This is a genomic window from Shewanella intestini, from assembly GCF_018221465.1.
GTDB lineage: Bacteria > Pseudomonadota > Gammaproteobacteria > Enterobacterales > Shewanellaceae > Shewanella > Shewanella intestini.
Genome location: NZ_JAAIKR010000066.1, coordinates 1 through 619 on the forward strand (window position 1 = coordinate 1; position 619 = coordinate 619).

Annotated in this window: 2 tRNA genes; both read left to right on the forward strand. The window is 39.7% G+C overall.

The features are described 5' to 3' along the window. Positions 1–6: 6 nt before the first annotated feature. A tRNA-Lys gene (locus tag G3R48_RS17180) sits at positions 7–82 on the forward strand. A 234-nt stretch (positions 83–316) separates the two neighbouring features. Then, positions 317–392, forward strand: a tRNA-Lys gene (locus tag G3R48_RS17185). Positions 393–619 lie beyond the last annotated feature (227 nt).

Sequence of the window (619 nt, forward strand, 5' to 3'; positions counted from 1 at the left end):
CAAGATGGGCTGTTAGCTCAGTTGGTAGAGCAGTTGGCTTTTAACCAATTGGTCGAAGGTTCGAATCCTTCACAGCCCACCACTTCTCTGAAAGTGAGATTGCCAGTTAGGCTTTAATTCAGACGTAATCCATCATTACGTAAAACCAGATGTGGGTGTTGGCTCAGTTGGATGTTTAATCAGACAGTTGGCTTTTATTCCATTCGATACAATTAGTATTGATAAAACCATGATGGGTCGTTAGCTCAGTTGGATGTTCAATCAGACAGTTGGCTTTTATTCCATTCAATACAATTGGTATTGATAAAAACAAGATGGGCTGTTAGCTCAGTTGGTAGAGCAGTTGGCTTTTAACCAATTGGTCGAAGGTTCGAATCCTTCACAGCCCACCACTTCTCTGAAAGTGAGATTGCCAGTTAGGCTTTAATTCAGACGTAATCCATCATTACGTAAAACCAGATGTGGGTGTTGGCTCAGTTGGATGTTCAATCAGACAGTTGGCTTTTATTCCATTCGATACAATTAGTATTGATAAAACTAAGATGGGGTGTTAGCTCAGTTGGATGTTCAATCAGACAGTTGGCTTTTATTCCATTCGATACAATTAGTATTGATAAAA